Source organism: Enterococcus durans NBRC 100479 = LMG 10746, from assembly GCF_001544215.1.
In the GTDB taxonomy this organism is placed as follows: Bacteria; Bacillota; Bacilli; order Lactobacillales; family Enterococcaceae; genus Enterococcus_B; species Enterococcus_B durans.
In genome coordinates this window covers 41,992-60,417 of record NZ_BCQB01000010.1, presented here as the reverse complement: position 1 = coordinate 60,417, position 18,426 = coordinate 41,992, and the positions used below count along the sequence as shown (strand labels likewise).

11 protein-coding genes, 3 pseudogenes and 2 other annotated features are annotated in these 18,426 nt (G+C 38.9%); of the genes and pseudogenes, 4 read left to right on the top strand and 10 right to left on the bottom strand.

The features are described from left to right. Window positions 1–31 precede the first annotated feature (31 nt). Window positions 32–1,147 (bottom strand): glycerate kinase family protein, encoded by a 1,116-nt coding sequence (locus ED2_RS04530; RefSeq protein ID WP_005877258.1) that lies wholly within the window; start codon window positions 1,145–1,147, stop codon window positions 32–34. 135 nt (window positions 1,148–1,282) lie between these two features. Here ED2_RS04530 and ED2_RS04525 point away from each other — a divergent pair, with 135 nt between their 5' ends. Further along, window positions 1,283–2,224 carry a 2-dehydropantoate 2-reductase gene (locus tag ED2_RS04525; RefSeq protein WP_005877256.1) on the top strand — a complete coding sequence of 314 codons (942 nt, stop codon included), beginning with the start codon at window positions 1,283–1,285 and terminating at the stop codon, window positions 2,222–2,224. Window positions 2,225–2,422: 198 nt separating this feature from the next. On the opposite strand, the pseudogene ED2_RS04515 reads toward ED2_RS04525, so the two are convergent. Then, a pseudogene (locus ED2_RS04515) lies at window positions 2,423–4,558 on the bottom strand (HelD family protein). 99 nt (window positions 4,559–4,657) lie between these two features. On the opposite strand from ED2_RS04515, the pseudogene ED2_RS16515 reads away from it, so the two are divergent. Both ED2_RS16515 and ED2_RS16300 read left to right on the top strand, forming a co-directional pair. After that, window positions 4,658–4,805: pseudogene (locus ED2_RS16515) on the top strand (DUF3788 family protein); the annotation flags it as partial. 358 nt (window positions 4,806–5,163) lie between these two features. Continuing rightward, window positions 5,164–5,307: pseudogene (locus tag ED2_RS16300) on the top strand (DUF3788 family protein); the annotation flags it as partial. 70 nt (window positions 5,308–5,377) lie between these two features. Here ED2_RS16300 and ED2_RS04510 read toward each other — a convergent pair. After that, on the bottom strand, window positions 5,378–6,262 hold the full coding sequence (locus ED2_RS04510; RefSeq protein WP_005877254.1) for a WaaS/CpsH family glycosyltransferase: 885 nt from the start codon (window positions 6,260–6,262) through the stop codon (window positions 5,378–5,380). Window positions 6,263–6,570: 308 nt separating this feature from the next. Here ED2_RS04510 and ED2_RS04505 point away from each other — a divergent pair, with 308 nt between their 5' ends. Then, window positions 6,571–7,920, top strand: coding sequence for an amino acid permease (locus tag ED2_RS04505; protein WP_005877252.1), 1,350 nt, complete (start codon window positions 6,571–6,573; stop codon window positions 7,918–7,920). A gap of 239 nt (window positions 7,921–8,159) precedes the next feature. Here the strand turns inward: ED2_RS04505 and nhaC are convergent, their stop codons facing one another. The 7 genes from nhaC to mgtA form a co-directional block, all read right to left on the bottom strand. Then, the gene (nhaC, locus tag ED2_RS04500) at window positions 8,160–9,575 is read right to left on the bottom strand and encodes a Na+/H+ antiporter NhaC (RefSeq protein WP_005877250.1); all 1,416 of its coding nucleotides are present in this window, start codon (window positions 9,573–9,575) and stop codon (window positions 8,160–8,162) included. 384 nt (window positions 9,576–9,959) lie between these two features. Next, window positions 9,960–11,186, bottom strand: a complete 1,227-nt coding sequence (locus tag ED2_RS04495) for a M20 family metallopeptidase (RefSeq protein ID WP_005877248.1) — start codon at window positions 11,184–11,186, stop codon at window positions 9,960–9,962. Window positions 11,187–11,213: 27 nt separating this feature from the next. Next, window positions 11,214–12,056 carry a MetQ/NlpA family ABC transporter substrate-binding protein gene (locus tag ED2_RS04490; RefSeq protein ID WP_016177017.1) on the bottom strand — a complete coding sequence of 281 codons (843 nt, stop codon included), beginning with the start codon at window positions 12,054–12,056 and terminating at the stop codon, window positions 11,214–11,216. Window positions 12,057–12,070: 14 nt separating this feature from the next. After that, window positions 12,071–12,751 (bottom strand): methionine ABC transporter permease, encoded by a 681-nt coding sequence (locus ED2_RS04485; RefSeq protein ID WP_016177016.1) that lies wholly within the window; start codon window positions 12,749–12,751, stop codon window positions 12,071–12,073. 1 nt (window position 12,752) lies between these two features. Then, the gene (locus ED2_RS04480; protein ID WP_005877242.1) at window positions 12,753–13,826 is read right to left on the bottom strand and encodes a methionine ABC transporter ATP-binding protein; all 1,074 of its coding nucleotides are present in this window, start codon (window positions 13,824–13,826) and stop codon (window positions 12,753–12,755) included. Window positions 13,827–13,888: 62 nt separating this feature from the next. Beyond that, window positions 13,889–14,127 (bottom strand) — a binding site (T-box leader). A gap of 40 nt (window positions 14,128–14,167) precedes the next feature. Next, window positions 14,168–14,404: a binding site (T-box leader), on the bottom strand. Window positions 14,405–14,479: 75 nt separating this feature from the next. Then, window positions 14,480–15,151, bottom strand: a complete 672-nt coding sequence (locus tag ED2_RS04475; protein ID WP_025479895.1) for an HAD family hydrolase — start codon at window positions 15,149–15,151, stop codon at window positions 14,480–14,482. A 447-nt stretch (window positions 15,152–15,598) separates the two neighbouring features. Then, window positions 15,599–18,274 (bottom strand): magnesium-translocating P-type ATPase, encoded by a 2,676-nt coding sequence (mgtA, locus tag ED2_RS04470; protein ID WP_255209466.1) that lies wholly within the window; start codon window positions 18,272–18,274, stop codon window positions 15,599–15,601. Window positions 18,275–18,426: the final 152 nt, after the last annotated feature.

Below are 18,426 nucleotides of genomic sequence, written 5' to 3'. Positions count from 1 at the left end.
AACATATTGTTTTTCTATCTGTCAACTAAGGTCATTCATTTTCTACTAATCTACTAAGATTCTCAGATAAGATACTGACTTTGGTTAGCGTCTCCTCGTGTCTCATTGCTTCTTCTAAAGAGATGGGCCCAAGTTGGATACTGAATACACTAGGTAAAAATTTTGCTAATTCTCCTAAGTCTTTCTCACGACCTCCACATAAGGCAATGATCGTTTTTCCATACTTTTTTGCTAACCGAGCGACACCATAAGGAACTTTACCATGAATCGTTTGCTGATCGATACGCCCTTCGCCAGTGATCACAAGATCCGATTTCTTGATTTGTTCTTCAAGACCGATCAGTTGTGAAACAACGGTAAACCCAGAAGCCATTTTAGCACCTAACAATAGTAATGCCCCTCCAATACCACCAGCTGCACCGCTTCCGGACAAACGATCTAGATCGATGCCATAATCTGTTGCCAGTTGTTTTGCTAGACGTACAGCTTGTCCATCTAAAAATGCCAACGTTTCAGGAGAGCCTCCTTTTTGCTTTCCAAATAAGCGGGCTGCCCCTTGCGCACCAGTGTAAGGGCTTGTCACATCAGCAGCTATCAATAGTTCGACTTCTCCAAAATCTTCTTGTAGATTTCGAAGATCGATCTTTTTAGTCGAAAGCAATGGATTCCCCTCCGTGACCCCTTCAAGTCGTGCGCCTAACGATTGAAGCAACCCTAAACCGCCATCTGAACAGCCACTGCCACCCAAAGTCACGATGATCTGATCTACATCTTGGTTCTGGGCATCTTTTACTAATTCACCTAAGCCAAAGCTAGATGCTAAACGAATTGTTTGGTCGGTTGGTTGTGTCAGCAAGTCGATCCCAATCACTTCCGTAGATTCAATGACTGCTATCTTTTTACCTTGATAACTCGTCAGCAGATAACGACAGATTTTTTTCCTAAAAAGCAGATCGATTGCTTCCAACTGACGCCACGTACCACCTAGCGCATGATGAATCACCTCTGCTGTACCTTCGCCTCCGTCAGCTACAGGCAAATTGACTTTTTTACCTTCTGTCGATTGCCATGCATCCAACACAGCTTGGTTTAGTTCGAGAGATGTTGCACTCCCTTTAAAGGAATCAATTGCAGCTACTATATCCATGGTCATTCCTCCTGAATTGTTCTTCTCTCCTCTAGTAAGACACGGCTTCTCCTTTTTTTCAAACAAAACAATGCTCTTTTTTTACTTTTTTATATATACTAAAGAGGTATTGTAAAAAAAGGAGAGATTTTTTATATGAAAATTGCTATAGCCGGTGCTGGCGCAATGGGTAGTCGCTTGGGATTGATGCTTCATCAAAGCGGAAATGAAGTGATTTTGATCGATCGCTGGCCTGCCCACATCGAAGCAATCAGAAACAATGGTTTGATTGCAAATTTTAATGGGAAAGAAATCGTTGAAGCAATCCCGATCTATTCCCCAGAAGAAGTAATAAAAAGTAACATTCAAGCAGATTTGATCATTGCGCTAACAAAGGCGAATCAGCTAGATGGTATGTTTCAAGCAATCAACTCGATCATCACGGAACAGACTCATGTCCTTTGTCTTTTGAATGGTCTTGGTCACGAAGATGTCTTAGAAAAATATGTACCGAAAAAGAATATCTTATTTGGGATCACCATGTGGACAGCAGGATTAGACGGACCTGGTCACGTTACTTTGTTGGGGGACGGTGAGATCGAATTGGAAAATCTTGAACCCGAAGGAGAAGCATTTGCAAAAGAAGTTGTTGCGGTATTCAAAGATGCCAAATTAAATCCAACTTATAGTAGCAATGTCCGGTATTCGATTTGGCGAAAAGCTTGTGTCAACGGTACTCTAAATGGTTTATGTACTATTTTAGACTGCAACATCGCTGGTTTAGGCGAACAGCAACCAACAAATGATATGGTACGTACCATCGTTGCTGAATTTTCGGCAGTTGCAGAAAAAGAAGGTATTGAACTCGATCAAGAAGAAGTAAATCAACATATCCAAGCAACCTATGATCCTGACAATATCGGATTGCATTATCCATCCATGTACCAAGACCTGATCAAAAATCATCGATTAACAGAAATCGACTATATCAATGGTGCGGTATGGAAAAAAGGACAAAAATATGACATTCCAACACCTTATTGTGCATTTCTGACTCAACTGATCCACTCAAAAGAAGGACTACTTGCCGCCAAATAAAAATAGAACGGCAAAAAGCGATTGGGACAGAAATGTTTACAACCGAAAATAAACCGAAATCCACAGGAATTGCTTCTCAATTTTTGTGGATTTTTGCTTATTTTTTAGGAGTTAAACACTTTTGTCCCAGCCTCGTCTTTCTCTCCAATTTCTCAAACCTAAACGACTTCTGTCTCGACTTCTAGCATTGAATGATTTTCAGATTTGAAAAAAATCGCTAAGCTCTTTTTTATAGGTGACAAATATGCTTTCCATGCCCCGTGACAACATTGTATACAATATTCGCTTGTCTTGAGCGGTATGAAATTTTTCTTTTGAGATATCGTAAAGAATAACATGATCAAATTCTCTTCCTTTAGCGATATCAATAGAATAAATCGAAAAAGATCGTTGGTTTGCCTGTCCTTTGAAATATTCTTTCAAAAAAGCAGCTTCCGTCTAGCTCTTTGTCAATATCGTATAGTGGTTTTCATTTTTCATGAAAGGTGTGATCGCTGCCAGCCATTTCCTTTCATTTTCAAAACGAATAAATCGGGGAGACTCTCCTGCTGGGCGAACAGGTACAATTGACAGAGTTTCATCATTGACAAGTTTTGCAAATAGTTTAGTGATCTCCCCACTAGAACGGTAACTCGTTCGTAAATCATAACGTTTTACTGTTCGGTTGTTTGTCTCGAAGATTTTTTGGATCTCACTAAACGGGATCGCCGAATTGAAAATTGCTTGATTTTCATCCCCAACCATAGTGAAGGCTGCTCGGGGAAATAGCGTCAATAACAGTGCACATTGAGCCGGAGTATAGTCTTGGATCTCATCAATCAACAGAAAAGACAGCGATGGTACGGCAAGTTTCTCGACAAACAAATGTCGGTTGAATAAGCGAATTACTGCTTCATCCAAAGTTATTGTAGACTGCTTTAAATAAGGTCGTTGAGTGAACGCTGTATAATAGTGATCTAAAAATCGATCTTCATCGATCCAACTATTATCTTTCAATTGGTCATCAACGACGTGATACCTCATTCTTAATAACTGCATGGTATATTTTTGGATACTCGTTGGAGAATCATCCTCGATCAAATGACCAAAGTATCTTTGTTGTTGTTGTTCAGAAAGTGTTAATACTTGATCCTGTAATTCTTGTTTTTTGCTATTTCTGATCAATCGTGACTCCCACTCACTTATTAATCTTTTTTTAGTTGCCTGTAATCGCTCGATCATTGGGAGTTGAGGCGTAGATTGATAGATTGACTGAATCTTTTCTTTAGATATAACGACTTTGCCTTTTCGAAGGATCGAGTGAAAAGAAGGTTCGATCAGCGCTGTTTTACTGGCCGCTTCTTTCAGAAAGGCTACAAACTCATTGCTGCGGATCGTTTCTGTCTGAAAAGTTACAGGTTCTTGCAATCGGGAAAAATAGGCTTCTTCATTTTCTAAAGGAACTGTTTTTGCTTCTTGCAACAAGAACGAACAAAACTGCCGAATCGTTTGATTCAAAGGATTCTTTTCACCTAATGAAGGTAAGACTTCCGAGATATAGTGGATAAATTTTTGGTTTGGTGAAAGGATCAGCACATTGTCAGAAGTGATCTGACTACGGTATTGATACAACAGATAAGCAACACGTTGCATGATAACTGAGGTCTTTCCGCTACCTGCGACTCCATTGACCAATAAGGTTTGGCTCGATTGATCCCGAATGACTGAGTTTTGCTCTTTTTGGATCGATGCCGTGATGTCCCGCATCTTTTTTCCGTCGTTCTTTTCTAATGCATCCAATAATACATCATCTTGGATTGCAATCGACGTATCGAAAAAGCGGATTAATTTATCATACGCAACAATTAGTTGCCGTCTGTTTTCTATAGATACAGCAATCATGTGACCATTGACTTGATAGGAAGAATCACCCAACGTATTATTATAAAAAAGTTCTGCAATTGGAGAACGCCAATCATAGATCAAGTTATGACTTTCTTCATCTGCAAAACCGTTGATGCCAATGTAAAAAGATTCGGCGGATTCGCCATCAAGAAAATCAACGACTATTTTCCCGAAGTAGGGTGATTTAAGCAAACGTTCAATGGTAGCCAGTTCTTTTTCTGCTGTCTGTAAGCTCAGGTTCATTTGGTCAATTTCGCGATTTTTGCTCTCAATAGCAGCATAAGTTTCTAGGCTATCTGACAAGTTATCAAAGTTGAGCCGAATATCCGTCCCCATTGTTTGGAGGTCCTTCAAATGGCTCCCATAGCTTTTATCTAGAAAAGAGCGTAGGGTGTTTTTGCGAGTAACCAATTTTTGATGAACAAATGATAAATGATGTTCCTCTAACATGCGTTACTTTTCCATCCGTTTTCACATCCATTTCTCAGAGTATGTCCCATTATACGAGCTGTCGGCAAAAATACTAGTCTGTTTTTCACTCACTTTTTCCTGTATAATAAATGTAAGGGAAAGAGGCTGGGACAGAAGTGTTTAACTCCGAGAAATAAGAAGAAATTCACGAAAATTGCTTTTTCAAATTTTTGTGAATTTCGGCTTATTTAAGAAGGAGTTGCTTCTGCTCCCGCCGTTTATTCGAGAGTCTGTAGCAAAACTGATTTTTAGTTTTGTCCCACACTCTTTTTTTTGCCTCCAAATATCCCTTCCAGAAAAGACACTCCAAAGAACAAGATAACCAGCCAATCAGAAAATGCTGAGCTTTGATCTAACTGTTCTAAAGTATCTTAGTTTTCAGACGATCAACAAAAATCATTTCAAAATCTGCGAAAAAACGAAAATCATTTCTTTGAAGTACAACACCAAATGAGCGAGACCCTTCTTGTAACTAAATCTGCTATGACAAACATGCACGTGACAATTATGTATTTTGGGTCCTTTCCTCGATTCCAATAGAGATTTTGTTTTGAAAAAGAGGTCGAGACAAAAGTCGTTTAGGTTTGAAAAATTGGAGAAAAAAGGGGCTAGGGCAGAAGTGTTCAACTCCGAGAAATAAGAAGAAATTCACGAAAATTGCTTTTCAAATTTTTGTGAATTTCGGCTTATTTAAGAAGGAGTTGCTTCTGCTCCCGCCGTTTATTCGAGGGTCTGTAGCAAATCTGTTTTTTAGATTTGTCCCACATTTACTTCATTATTCTTGTTTGTTGGTTTCCTCTATTTTACTTCACGGTACTCATACTGTCGGTATATCTCCTGATCTTGCTGTAAAAAACGTTGAGCCCATGCTTGCGCATCAAAAAATTCAAGAAGCGCTGTATCAACTGGGTGATAAGGTGTAGCTAAAAAATCAGGCAATTCGTCTAATGCTCTTTCTTGAAGAAGAAAAATATTTTGAGGATCATAAAATTGATAATGCTTCACCGCTTCGTTATCCGTCACTAATTTTTTTTCAAAATAAAGTGATTCAAAGGTTCGCAAGGTCACTCCCCGTTGTCCTTCCCGTACAAGTTCTAAAATACCCCGGGAATGAGCCGTTCGTTCTAGGTATTCTGTATAAGAAAGATAACCGGCTTGTTCGTTTCCTTTCAGCGGAAGAATAAAATAATTTGGTTTTATTCCACGTTTTTCAAACTCTTGTTTATACGCTTCTGCACGTTTTTTACGTCCATGGTTCGTCGCACCAAAAAATAGATCAGACGTGATCTCGACTTTTGGCATAACCATATGTTTAGAATAAAAAGAACTGTTATGCTTCAATCCAATCTCTCGTGCTTCTAGAAAATCAAAATGATAGATCTCATTGATTGCCGGTTCTTGCTCTGCTGCTTTTAATAAATTGAAATGCTCTTCTTTGAAATGATTCCAGAAAAAAAGCACGATCTTCGCATTTGTATAGGGACGAATCATCTGCGCCATCTCAAGTTCAAAGCCATAATCTAAAAAAATGATCAGTTCATAGGTCGCCAACTTTTTTTGAAAGGAAGAAAAAAATGTTGGGACAAATAACTCTTTTGCTGTTATTACGTCGAGTGAATCAATAGATGGAAAAAAGTACAACGATCGATTTTTTGGAATCAATAAAATAGGTGATGCAGTCATCTCAATCCCCTCGCTTTCAAATCTCAATATAGAAGAATACTACTTTTTGCTATCATATCGCCTTAACGATCAAAAAAGCGAATAAAACGCTTGCTTTCGCAAAATAAAAGCGAACAATCACACTTACTAGGACAAGTCATTATGGCAAATTTATGATGTTTTCATTAAAGTAACCGAAAACATTTACAGAATAGTTGAAATTATCAGATAATTTGCTATGATAAAACAAGTTATTTTCAAAGTAGCTGATTATTTAATTATTAAAAAACAAACATTTCGGTTTGATATTACTAGAAAAGGAGTTCTTTATGGAAAAAACTAAAAACACCAAACTAAAAAAACAACTTAGCTCCAGACACATCACAATGCTTGCATTAGGTGGTGCTATCGGTGCTGGTTTATTTAAAGGAAGTGGCGAAGCAATCGGTATTGCCGGCCCTTCTGTCTTGATTGCCTTTTTGATTGGCGGATGTGTCTTATTCATCGTTATGAATGGTTTAGGGAAACTGGTGCTAGATGGTGGCGATACTCAGCATGGTCTTTCAGGTCTTGTCCGTCCTTTCTTAGGTTCGCATTCTGCTGATTTTGTGGATTGGGTCTATTATTCCATGTGGACGATCAATATCATTGCAGAAGCAGTTGCTGCAGCTTCTTTCTTGCAATTATGGTTTCCTCATATCCCTACTTGGGCGTTTGTTTTGATCTTAGCTGTTTTAACTACGTTGATCAACTTGTATTCTGTCCGATTATTCGCTGAAACAGAATATTGGTTAGCCTTTGCTAAAATCAGCGTGATCATCTTGCTGATCATTTTCGGTATCTATCTAGTGGGTCAGCAAATGTTGGGACATGGCGTTTTCCCTACTTTGCAAAATATCACGAACCATGGCGGATTTGCTCCCCATGGCATGAAAGGAGTCATTAACTCTTTACTCGTAGTGATCTATTCATATGGCGGATCAGAACTGATCGCTATCACGGTTAGTGAAGCTGATGACCCTAAAAAAGCTATTCCCAAAGCAATTCGTGGGGTAATGGGAAGAATCATTTCATTCTATATTATTCCATTGTTTTTACTATTGATTATTTTCCCTTGGAATAATTTGGCAGGAACAACAGTTAGCCCATTTGTGATGGTATTTGAAAAAATGAATATTCCTTTTGCACCAGATATCGTCAATTTCGTGATCGTACTCGCACTCTTTTCGTCAATCAACTCCGGTGTCTATGCTTCTTCCCGTCTGTTGTATTTTCGATTGAAGGATAAAAAAGGTCCAGCCAATAAACTTGCTGTTTTGAATCGACACCATGTCCCTCAACGTTCTGTGCTTTTTTGTGCAAGTATCTTATATCTTGGCGTTGTACTTTCTTATTTTGTAGGGGATGAATTGTTTGGTTATCTTGCCGGTTCCCTCTCCTATACAGTACTAGTGATATGGATCATGATCAGTGCCGCAGCTTTTATCCTCTCTTTAAAACGAGGTACCTTGTTTGCAAAATGTGTGAATTTACTCGCTTTGGTCATCTTAGGATTGATCTTGATAGGTATCTTGTTAACAAATTCTATCGGGGTTACTGTATTGACTGCATTGCTTTACTTGATCATTTTCTTTAGTTATCGTAAAAAAAATGACTCCTTCGCCATGCAAAAAGGCTAAAAAACAATTGAATGAATCACAAAAAACAAGGAACTAGATTGTCGCAAATCAGTTGCTTGTTTTTTATTGTGATTAGAAGATAAAATTGAATGATCGAGCGCTTCAACTTTTATGGATATCCGCTTGTTTTGAAACGATGACACTAAAAAAGCCGTATCATCTTGAAAAAAGGTTTCCCGATTTTCAAAGTGATACGACTTTTTACTAACTAGAACAGGAGCGTTCGACTCTACTTTTCTTTACTCAAATTGGGCGTTTTCTTGTTGTGCTTCAACAGGTTCTTTACTAATTTTTTCTACACCTAATCCAGTAAAAGCACTGACCATTGAGAACACTGGCGACAATAGACTAAAGAAGACAAATGGCAAGTATGTCAACGTCGGAACCCCAAAAGTACTAGCAACAAAGCTGCCGGCGATTCCCCAAGGAACAAGGTAATTGATAACTGTACCGCCATCTTCCAATGTCCGTCCTAGTACGGTCGGATCAAATCCAGCTTTTTGGTATGTTTCTTTAAAGGCATTACCAGGCAAAATCACTGATAAAAATTGCTCTCCAATAAACAGATTCACACCGATACTTGTCATTAAAGTAGTAAAAATCAATTTTGGCGTATTCGTCATTTTTTTAGAAACGACATCCATAACGGTTGAGATCAACCCAAACTCAATAAGCAAACCACCTAGCGACAAAGTTAAAATAATCAGGGAAACCGTTGGCATCATGCTTTCGATCCCGCCTCGACTAAGTAACGCATCAATTTGTTGATTTCCTGTTTTTGCTACAAATCCTGACTCGATGACAGTTGCCAATCCATTCAGTGATGTCTGTGGGTCTTGGATGAAAATCATACCTACTGCAACAGCGATGTTCAATAAGATGGTCAAGATGGCGGGAACTTTTTTCCATGCACATAACAACATAAGAAATAACGGTATCAATGACCAGATGGAGATGGTAAAGTTGGCTTCTAGTGTCGTTGTGACTTCTTGGATTGCTGATAAACTTGCCCCTTTACTTGTATGACCTAAAATCGCAAACAAGATAAAGGAAACAATGAATGCAGGAACTGTTGACCACATCATATGCTTGATATGTTTGAATAGATCCGCATCAACGATTGCCGCTGCTAAATTAGTTGATTCAGATAGAGGTGACATTTTATCGCCAAAGACAGCCCCTGACACGATAGCACCTACTACTAAAGCTGGGTTCAGTCCTAATGTTGTACCGATGCCGAAAAAGGCGATGCCGATCGTAGACATAACGGTAAAGGCACTACCGACCGCACTACCAACGATTGCACAAACAACAAATACAGATGGAACGAACCATTGAACACTAATCAGTTTGAAGCCAATGACCATCAATGTTGGGATGATCCCTGCTTGTATCCATACCGCAATCAGTGAACCAACTAATATGAAGATAAAGATCGGAATGATCCCTGGTTTTATCCCGTTGATGATTCCTTCATGAAGCCATTCCGTTGGGTATCTCTTCACAACAGCGTAAAGCATGACCATGCCGATCGCTGCCAAAATTGTGATATTGGGTGATAATTTTAGCCCAACTACCCCAATCGCAATACTTAATACAATCACTGTTAACACTAAAACTGCTTCTTTAAAACTTGGTTTTGCTTTTCTCTCCATGATAATTCTCCTTTTTTAAGTTAATCTAAGACCTAAAAAAGAGTAAATATCGAATGACCCCGCCACAATTCATCTGCGTTTCCTCCTTCATTTAAAACAAAAAGACCTGTTTTCAACTAAGGACGAATGACTCCGCGGTACCACCTTAATTAAAAACAGATCTGTTTTTCACTTTGATTAGCTATTCAATTATTGAATCCTTTTCATGTACTTCGTCATCAAGGCTTGATCGGTTCACAGCAACCACCGACTTTCTGGACTAAACACCCAAATGCTACTATGTGAAAAGTTGACTTTCATGAAGTTTACCTTCTTCTTCTTTGTTTGTCAACCTAAATGGAATAATTTTCTTATTTTTCTGAAAATAACGTTGCAATGAATTGCTTAGAACGTAGAGCCCTCGTCCTTTTTCTTTGCTACGATTTGTTGATGCTCTTCTTTGATCTGTGCTAACAATTCTGGGTTTTCAAAAAGATCCAACGCTGTCGCTGCTAAACATTCAGCCGCGATCGCAATCGAAGCCAATCCTTTTTCACTCTTAGCCGCTGCTTTGAATTCTTCCGAATGGCCAGCGATATAATCATCTGAAATCGACACAGTTGGTTGGATGGTAGGAATCACTTGGCTGACATTACCTACATCTGAAGAGCCCAAGCTTGTACGTAGTTTCCGTTCAATTTCTTCCTCCGGAACTCCAGCTTCTGCAGTATGTTGGAAGAACAATTCATCAAATGAAGGTGTAACGATCACATCATCAACTGCATTTTGGAATAGGCCAAATTCATAAGTTGCTCCTGTACTCAATGCTGCCCCTTTAACGATATTTTCCACTTTTTTGTATACTTCATCCAATGTTGGTCGATTGCTTGCTCTCAAATAAAATCTTCCTGCAGCATATTCTGGGATAACATTTGCCGCTACGCCACCATCTGTGATGATACCGTGGATATTGACATCTTTTGGCAATTGAAGACGTAATGCATTGATGCCGTTAAATACTTGGATCAGTGCTTCTAGTGCATTGATTCCTTTTTCTGGAGCTGCTGCAGCGTGGGAGGCTACACCATAAAATTTGATGTCCACTGGATCATTCGCTAATGACTCTGTTGTTTTTCCATAGCGATATGCAGGATGCACACATAATGCTGCGTCTACATCTTCGAAAAATCCCTCACGAACAAAACTGCCTTTTGCTGAGCCATTTTCTCCTCCTTCTTCGCCAGGAGTACCATATACACGGATTTCTCCACCGATTTCTGCAATTCTTTCACGGATGATACTTGCTGCTAACACTGAATATGTGCCAAACAAATTATGCCCACACGCATGACCAATACCTGGTAGAGCATCAAACTCAGCTAGGAAAGCAATCACTGGCCCTGGTTTGCCAGAAACAAAACGAGCGTCGAAGCCAGTGCGATGTCCTGCTACGTCAGTCTTTACGTCAAATCCTTCTTTTTCCAATTGATGGACCAATGCGCTTGAAGAATAGAATTCATAGTTGCTCACTTCCGGATGATTATGGATATCTAGTGCTAGTTCTTGGTAAGCTGATAATCTCTTTTGGATAGCTTCCTGCAATTGGTTTGTTGTGATCGTTGATGTTGTCATAAGTAATTCCTCCTCTAATTTGTTTTGTTATTTGCGTCCAAATGTGTCCCATGCTGGTACACTTGACCCTTTTGATGTTTTTTCAATCACTTTCGCTGTATCTTTCGTTTGGTATGCATCTACTACTTTTTGATAAGTCTTGTTCTTTTCGTCTTTCTTTCTAGCAACGATGATATTCACGTATGGACGTGCACTGTCATCTACTGGTTCTATGAAAATCGCATCCTTTGTAGGGGTAAATCCTGCATCTACTGCCACACCGCTGTTGATAACAGAAATATCTACATCATTCAATGATCGCGCCGTTTGTGAAGCATCTAATTCTGAGATATCCAACTGTTTTTTATTTTCAGTAATGTCTGAGACTGTCGGCGTTTGACCTTTTGATTTATCTACTTTGATCAGTCCTGCTGTTTGTAAAAGTAATAATGCCCGACCTCCGTTAGTGACGTCATTCGGGATAGCTACTTTTGCACCATCTTTGACTTTTTTCACGTCTTTTATCTTGTTTGAATAGATACCTAATGGGGCATTTACCGTGTTCCCAATCGAAACCAAATCTGTTCCATGCTCTTTGTTATAGTTATCCAAAAAGAACTGATGCTGAAATGAATTCAAATCGATCGATCCATCTGCTAGTGCAGCATTTGGTTGATTGTAGTCGGTAAATTTTACATATTCCAAATTGATATTTTCTTTCTTGAGACGTGCTTTTACATCATCCCATACATCCGTATCCTCGCCGACGATCCCTAGTTTTACGGTAGTTTCTTTTGCTGTATCTTTGGTAGCTGCTTTTCCTTGGGAACATCCTGCTAACCAAATCAGGGCAACAATGGCAATTGTGGCAAATCGAATAATTTTTTTCATTTTTTTCCTCCAACTTAATGTGCTATTTTTTTTATAATTAGATTACTGATGAATTGACTTAAAAAAACAAGTGCTAATATCAATAATGTTGCTACGATCGTTACATCTGTCTGGAATCGATTATATCCTCTAGAAATAGCTAAATTCCCTAGTCCTCCTGCTCCGACAGCACCTGCCATTGCAGTTAATCCAATCACATTGATGATCGTCAAAGCAGATACTCGCACGATTCCAGGTAGGCCTTCTAATAAATAAACACGAAGAATAATTCCAATAGGGCTCGTTCCCATTGCTTCTGCTGCTTCAATGACTCCTGAGTCAACTTCTAGTAAGGCATTTTCGATCTGGCGGGCAAAGAAAGGAACGACTCCAAAAATCAAAGGAACGAGTGCTGCTTTTGCACCGATTGTTGTACCAACTAAAAATCTGGTCGTCACTGCCAATAAAGACAACAAAATAATAAACGGGATTGAACGGATAACATTGATCACTTTATCCAAAATCTCAAAGAATAAACGATTTTCTAACAATCCTTTGGGTCTAGTCACCACTAACGTGATTCCTAAAATAATTCCTAAAATACCACCGATCAACGCTGTCCAAAAAGACATATACAGGGTCTGTTTTGTCGCTTCAATGAATTCATCTGGAATCAAGTAAACATTCGGTAGATATTTTTCAACTAAACTGCTCATGTCAAATTCCCCCTTCTGCAATTTTGATTTGTTCATTTTCTTCATTCTTCTGTAGCACATTGACTCGAACACCCAAACGTATCAAATAGTCCAGTGCCTTTTGCCGTTGATTCGTTTCACCTGCGAGTGTCACGATCAAACTTCCAAGCGGTGTTTCTTGCAACAATTCAACATTTCCATAAAGGATATTAGCAGTCACTTGGTATTTGCTGTAGAGCTGTGCAATCAACGGTTCATTCGTCTGATTCCCCACATAACTCAATTCAACCAACCATTTATTCGTGATCTGTTCTGCAAAAGCTCGATGTCCAATAATTGTTTCAAGTGCTTGATCTAAATGCGTAGCTGTACGAATAAAATCTTTTGTCAACGCTTCTTGTGGATGGCTGAATATCTGGACACTGCTACCTTTTTCTACGATTTTCCCATCTTCCATCACCGCCACCTTGTTGCATACTTCCTTGACTACTTGCATTTCATGCGTGATCAAGACGATCGTCAATCCCAGCTTACGGTTAAGTTCCTTTAGCAAGGCTAAGATTTGATGTGTCGTTTTTGGATCAAGTGCGCTCGTGGCTTCATCACATAATAAAACTTTCGGTTCATTTGCTAATGCGCGAGCAATCGCTACACGCTGTTTTTGCCCTCCCGATAGTTGATTCGGGTAGGCAGATGTTTTTTCTTCTAATCCAACTAACTCTAGAAGTTCGCTCACTTTTTGACGACGTTCCTGTTTTGACTTTCCCGTATACTTCAGTGAAAAATCAACGTTGTCAAAAATCGTGCGGTTCTCCATTAAATTGAAATGTTGAAAAATCATCCCAATCGATTTTCGTTCTTTTCTTAGCTCTTTTGCCGAAAGCTTGCCTAAATCAGTTTGATTGATAATGACTTTTCCCTCTGTAGGTTTTTGTAACAGATTCATCACTCGGACCAACGTACTCTTTCCTGCACCGGAATAACCAACGATCCCATATACGTCCCCTTTTTCAATAAACAAGTCGACATCTTCTACAGCTTGGATCACTTTATCTTTTTGGTGAAAACGGACACTTATATTTTGTAATTCAATCATCTTGTTTCCTCCTTTTCTTATACTAAAAAAGGCATCCTCAAGAAAATGATCTTTATCACTTTCTTGAGGACGCCTTTTGCGTGTTACCACCTCATCTTCGAGTTGAACTCACATTCAACTCCTTTTCAAGTACATACATACTCTAGCAAGATATCGGTCGCAACCGTCACCGCCTCACAATTTTTGCTCGGGGTGAAATGCTCAATAGCCATTTTCTAACTGTTCCTCTTTGCTTCTTCTCAGCTGTCGAAGCTCTCTGTTAAAAGATTTCCAGTTGTACTTACTATCTCATCGCAAAAAATATTAAAAAAAAATCCTTTTACCAACACACTTTGTGTTAGTAAAAGGACGATCAATCGTGGTACCACCTTTATTCGGAAGTTTCCTTCCCTCTGCCCAACATCTTCATTTGAAGAGATTGGTGTTCATTTTAACGGATGAACGTGAACCGAACCTGCCTACCTATCGACAGATTATTCTCCGAGGCCATTTTTCAACTTTGCGAACTTGACTCTTTGCACCGGACAGAGTCTCTCTGAGAAGTCTTTCAAGTTTACTTTCCTCATCAACGAAAAGTTATTTTGTTGTTGGACATAATTTACCTTAACAAAATTTAAAAGTCAAGCATAAAAATAAAAAAAATTATATCTCGCTTAATTTATTGTTTTTTTATCGAGCATTTCAACAACGATACGCAAATCTTTTCCTTCAACCAATAATGTTAATCCAGCTTTTTCTTTGGCGGAGTAGTTTCGATCAAAACTAGCATCTGGAATCAAAACAACTCCTAGACCAGCACGTGAAGCTGAAGTAGCTCCCACTAGTGAATCTTCTATCGCAAAGGCTTCATGTGCAAGCAATCCTGTCTTTTCGAGAGCTGTCAAATAAGGGATCGGTGAAGGCTTATTTTCCGCTACTTCATCACCAAAGGTCAACGTATCGAAATAGTGCGACAGATCAAATTGTTCTAAGATATCTGTGGCTCTTTTTGTAACAGTCGTAGTCGCTAAACCTAATTTGAGTTGGCGTTTTTTTAACTCAGTCAAAATTTCTTTTGCGTAAGGTTTGAGTGCGATTTCTCCACCACGTAGTTTTTGGTAAAAGTATTCCTCCCGTATTGCTCGAACTTCTTGCACTTTCTCTAGACTGCCGGCAGCTCCAACTAAAATATCAAAACTCTGCTTCCAGTTTTTACCGCTCCAGGCATCTACGATTTCTTTTGGTATTTCTATTCCATATTGCTCAAAGCCCCATAGCCACCCATCACGATATGTTTTTTCGGTGTCGACTAATAGACCATCTAAATCAAATATTGCGCCTTTCATACTTTCACTAATCCTTTCAAAAAACAATACCTTTAGTTTAGCATGAGTACCAGTTGAAAGTATAGAAATGAGTGCAAATTTCATGAAAATTATCCTAATCCATGTGCTGACAAAATCACTATACAGCAGTTACATCGCATAACCAGTGTCAAAACTGTCCTTTCGATTCAACACAGAAAGAGGTTGGGATAGAAGTGTTTAACTCCGAGAAATAAGCCGAAATTCACGAAAATTGCTTTTCAAATTTTTGTGAATTTCGGCTTATTTAAGAAGGAGTTGCTTCTGCTCCCACCGTTTGTTTGTTTTTAAAGTATGAGACAAAAGTGTTTCTTACTTTTGTCCCACATTCTCCTGCTTGATACAAAACCATCTTACGCTTCTTTTTGGCTCAGGTGGATTTTTTTTCTTTTCTACATCGATTTTTTTTGTCAGTAAGATCAATTCATTTTATAACAATTCACCAAATTTTTTGATATAGATTTTTTTGACCATCGTGACTAAAGCTAAGTAAGCTAGTACCGTCACAATCAACCAGATCCAATACGTTCCTGGTAAAGGCAACAAACCTAATTCTGCACCAAAGCCTGTGAATGGTAAAATGGACCCTACGACTATTCCCAAAGTGGTAATGATGAACATCGCAAATGTTGCGTTACTTTGTAGAAATGGAATCTTCGGTGTACGTAGTGCGTGCAGTACCAACGTTTGTGTCCACAAGGATTCGACAAACCATCCGGCATGGAACAATGCAATAAATATGACTTGTTGTTTCGCATCCAATGAGTGGAAGTTTCCCCCAACAACAGCTGGACAAATCACAAAATACATCAATAAGTATGTGGTGATATCAAAGATTGAGCTGGTTGGACCAAAATAGGCCATGAATTTTCCAATACTAGATGCTTTCCATTTCTTAGGTTCAGTTAAATATTCCTTATCCATTTGATCCCAAGGAAGAGAGATACAAGATACATCATAAATCAAATTCAAGAACAAGATTTGTAACGGTAACATTGGTAGGAATGGTAAAAATGTACTAGCGATCAATACAGAAAACATGTTACCAAAATTCGAACTTGCTGTTGCTTTGATATATTTCATGATATTCCCAAAAGTTTCTCGACCTGACAAAAGACCTTTTTCTAAAATCGTCAAGTCTTTTTCCAAAAGAATCACGTCTGCTGATTCTTTGGCAATATCCACCGCTGTATCCACTGAAATACCGATATCAGCTACTTTCATCGCAGGTGCATCATTGATTCCATCACCCAAAAATCCTACCGTGTGCCCATTTTGGCGCAAAGCTGTAGTCAATCGTGCTTTTTGTTGTGGATTTAATTTGACGAAGACTTCATGATCTTCAGCTACTTGTGCCAATTCACGATCGTCCATCTCTGAGATTTTTTCTCCTGTAATCAGTTCATTGATCTCTAATCCAACTTGTCGACAAACAGAACGAGTAACCAACTCATTGTCACCAGTCAAAACTTTTACGGCCACCCCATGATCTTTCAATGCTTTTAGTGCTTGTTTTGTTGTTTCTTTTGGTGGATCAAGAAAAGCAAGATATCCGATCAAGACCATTTCGGATTCATCTTTGACAGAAAATTCTCCAACTACACTTGGGTTCGTCTTTTGTGCGACTCCAATGACCCGAAGACCGTCTTCGTTTAGATCTCTTACTTTTGCTAAGACAGATTCTCTTAACTCTTTCGTTAACGGACTAACAACACCCCCAAGATCGATATAGCTAGAGATGCTAAGCATTTCTTCAATTGCACCTTTTGTAATCATCTGCGTTTTTCCCGCAACATCTTCCACTACTACACTCATCCGACGACGTTCAAAATCAAATGGAATCTCATCCACTTTTCGATAATTGATGCTATCCGTTGCCAATGTTTCTTTTGCTTCTTCAATGATCGCGACATCAAGTAGATTTTTTAGTCCCGTTTGATAATAACTATTCAAATAAGCATGTCGTAACACACGGTCATCTTCTTTTCCTTCACAATCCATGTGGTATTCCAAAATGATTTTATCTTGTGTCAACGTTCCTGTTTTATCTGTACATAACACATCAATTGCACCAAAGTTTTGAATCGCATTCAGATTTTTGATGACTGTTCCTTTGTTCGCCATCACACTTGCACCTTTGACAAGGTTAGTAGTGACGATCATCGGTAACATTTCTGGCGTCAATCCTACGGCAACCGATAGACCAAATAGAAAGGCTTCTAACCAGTCACCCTTAGTAAAACCGTTGATAACGATAACCGTTGGTGCCATCAACGCCATAAACTTGATCAACAACATCGATGTCTTATGGATCCCTATCTCGAAACTTGATTTGATCGGTTTTTCAGAGAGGGTCTGCGCAACATGTCCAAACAACGTTTGATTTCCTACAGAAATGATGATGCCCTCAGCGCTTCCGCTGATGACATTACTTCCCATGAATGCAAGATTATCGTAGCTTGTTTCGCTAAGTGTCGCATCTTCATAAACATGTGCTTGTTTTTCCACTGGATAGCTTTCACCTGTCAAAGCCGCTTGAGAAATAAATAAATCTTTTGCGGATAATAACCGCATGTCTGCTGGGATCATATCTCCCGCTGATAAGCGCACTAGGTCACCACAGACGATTTCTTCCATCGGGATTTCAGTATATTTGCCATTTCGTTTGACCGCAGCGGTCACTTTTACTAATGATTTTAATTTTTCAGCTGCCTGATTCGAACGAACAGACTGGATCAATGTCATTGTTCCACTGACGATGACCATTGTAAAAATGATTGCAACACCAAAAAGATCCTTGTCGCCGGGTGCGGCTAAGACATATTCTGTGATAAATGAAATAACACCTAAAGCAATCAAAACTAATGTAAAAGGCGTGATATATGCTTTCAAAACTTCTACAATAAACGGTGTTTTCTTTCCATAAGAAATTGAGTTTTCACCATACTGTTCTCTTGCTTGTTCAACTTGTTCTTCTTCCATCCCACGATCTGTTGAATGAAAAAATTGTAGTAATTCTTCTTTTGTTTTACCTGCAAATGCAGCATAGATTTTTTGTGTATCTTTCTTTTTTTCCATCTCATTCTTCTCCTTTTTGTCAGCCAAAAAGTACGTACTGGTAGCTTTTTTACTGATCAGTTATTTTATTGAAGAGAGAAAGAAAAAGCTGTTCCTAAAGGGGCTGAAAACAGATAGATAATAGTCTCAGCCAGCAGTTTCTCTCGCTCTTGTTTTTTCGCAGGACTGTCATCCATTTG